The following is a 2,761-nucleotide window of genomic DNA, read 5'->3' as shown; positions in this document are numbered from 1 at the left end:
TAGGATTGCAGGCGAGTCACTAATGTAGTAATCTCCATGATGAGACGGGGGGCTTCAGGTTAGTTGGTTTCTTCACCAATAAGCTAATCAAAGAACTCCGTCTCTTTTTTACTGTCTTCTCATGTTTTGTCCGGTACTAAATAGGCGTCAAGAACGGGCGAGATAAATTATTGTTTTTTATATGTTTAAGTGTCTTATTGGACAGTCATCCTCAACTTGATTGGGGATCCATACAGCGATACAATCAACTTCAGCTGCCCTTTCCGTTCTCTGGATACCGGATCAAGTCCGGCATGACGTGGAGGCTAGGAATGACGAGGGAGCGAAGGATAGATGACGAGGGAGTTAGGGGTGACAGGCAGAGATAGAGGATGAAGGATGGCGGGCGTAGTGAGTGGGCGTTCAGCATTTGCCACGCGGCACTCCTCATCCGACAAACAGCGCTCCCCCCTCAAAAAACCGACAGACAAAAAATGGCCACCTCTTTCTACCTACTTTAAGGGGCTAGCTCGCGGGCAGAATGAGGTGGCTGGTAAAATCTGGTAAGTCGGTATCAGCTCAGAGGCAGCTCAAATTGGTTGAGGTCTGCTTTTTCGAAACCTTCTTGCGGGCTGCGCACGAGCAGTCGTTCGCGTAAGAAGATGCCCATGATGCGCTGCGTATTTTCGACGCTAAAGCCCAGGTCGGAGGCCATCTTAAAAAATTCTACTTGCTCGAAGGCCTGCGGCAGGATATGAAAGAATTTCCTCGCCGTCTCAGGAATAGAGCGCGGCACAGATCGTCCTCCATCTCCGGTGGCAATTTCCATTTCGTTGTAGAGGCGCAATCGGGTGACTTCACCGCGTAACACCATATTTTCGCGGCGCAAGTGTTCGTTTTCTGCGCGCATCCGTTGGAGTTCGAGGAGAAGCTGACGCGGACGGAGCCGGGATGCCCTGCTCTTAATGGCGGTACCGCTCTTTTCGATCATTTTCGTGATCATGGCAGTCTCTGTTTAATGTACCCAGTTTAAATGCCCAGATACGGGCGGGATAAGACCAGACAAAAGAATTGTGTCATTAACACGCGCAAGGTAGGTATTTTATCTCCTCCCTTGCAGGTTATTTATCCACTTTTTTTCCCATACTCATCCACATCCCCCGGCCTTGTGCACAAGTTATCCACAATATTTACCTACAGGCAATTTACCTACAAGGCAAAACTCTTCGCGTAAGTGCATAAATTTAATGAACTTAGGCCATCTCCCGGTGACCTGTATTTCAGCTTGAATCCGGGGCTTTAACTGGGCTAATTAGCGCTAATGCCGTCTGCAAAGAGCATTTCTGCACTTGTTGGGAGCATAAACTTGAACGTTGTCCCCTTATTCAGGGCGCTTTGCACAGACAACGTGCTGCCATGAAGCTCAAAAATACGCTTGGCGATTGCCAAACCAAGGCCGGCACCACCACCACCACTCGGCGTACGGCTCTTTTCAACGCGGTAGAACCGGTCAAAAATACGCGATACATCCTGTTCAGAAATCCCTTTCCCGGTATCTTTCACGGCAACACTTACATACGATGTGTCCCCATTGGTTGGCATGATGCTTACATGCCCCCCTTCCGGCGTGTGGCGGATGGCGTTGTCGATCAGGTTTGAAATGGCACGCTCTACCAGGGCAATGTCTGCATAGACCATAGGAAATGGCCCCATGCCCAATTCGGCCTGGATGATAATGCCTTTTTTCTCTGCCAGCGGCTTGAACTGCATCACTACGTCCTGAACGAGTTCGGCAATTGAGAAGCGTTCGAAGTGTGGCTCAATCTGTTTCGCGTCGAGTTTCGACAGTTCGAAGAGCGCGCCAACCAACGCATTGAGCCGCTTCGTGTTTTTGAGTCCGACCGTCAGGTACCGCCGGCGCTCTTCTGCACTCAGGTCTTCCTGCTTCATCAAGATTGTCTCGAGGTATCCCTGGATCGATGCAAGTGGACTGCGGAGGTCGTGCGAAATGTTGGCAATTAGTTCACGGCGCAGTTTGTCGGCATTTTTCAGCTTCTCCATGTCACTCACGATGGTATCCGCCATCTGGTTGAACGAAGTCCCCAATTGCCCCAATTCATCCTCAGACCGGGTTTCGATGCGCTGCTCGAGGTCCCCATCTTCAAATGCCTTTACCACAGCTTTCATGCTCCGCACCCGATTGGCGATAAAGCCAAACATGACCATACCGAGAATCAGGGTAAACAGTACGCTCAGGCCAACACCAATTGAGGCTGTGCGTACGATGTAGCTATCCTGAATCATTGCTGCAACGGATTCATACCGCTGTCCCCCAAGGATGATATAGAGGTAACACCCTTGTTCACCCATGATTTCGATGGGCGCCACGCTAAAGGGCCGCATTTTGCCCGCCTCCAGGGGATCTTGCCCCATGATGGGCAATTCCGCGCCGGCCAAATAGGCATCCAACGGCTCTGTATCTACAAACTGCGTAACGGCTTCCTGTCCATCATGCCCATAATAGGCTTTGATCATGCCGTCGCCGCCAAGCAGGTAAATCTCGATCCGTCGGTTCAGCCCCATGAAGTTCATGATCTCTTTTTGGATCATTTCGTCGTCGATTTTCTCGACAACCCACTCCTGAAATTCGCCTGACATGTCTGCTGCCAGCGTTTTATTCAGCTTCTGGTCTGTTTCCAGTTCAATATCCTGCGCAGCACGGATGCTGAGCCATGATACAGCAACGGCCAGTACGAGGACTGACACAAGGAAAATCGCAAAG

2 protein-coding genes are annotated in these 2,761 nt (G+C 50.6%); both read right to left on the bottom strand.

All coding sequences use genetic code 11. The annotated features are described in order from the left end of the window. Positions 1-553 precede the first annotated feature (553 nt). Entirely contained in the window at positions 554-982 is a 429-nt protein-coding gene (locus AAF564_26575; GenBank protein MEM8489138.1) for a hypothetical protein, read from the bottom strand. Between the two features lie 305 nt (positions 983-1,287). Then, positions 1,288-2,761: HAMP domain-containing sensor histidine kinase (locus tag AAF564_26570; protein ID MEM8489137.1), on the bottom strand; the 1,474-nt coding region annotated here is incomplete at its 5' end.

The organism is Bacteroidota bacterium, assembly GCA_039111535.1.
Lineage (GTDB): Bacteria > Bacteroidota > Rhodothermia > Rhodothermales > JAHQVL01 > JBCCIM01.
The sequence above is the reverse complement of the archived record's forward strand: the minus strand, read 5'-3'. Positions and strand labels throughout refer to the sequence as shown.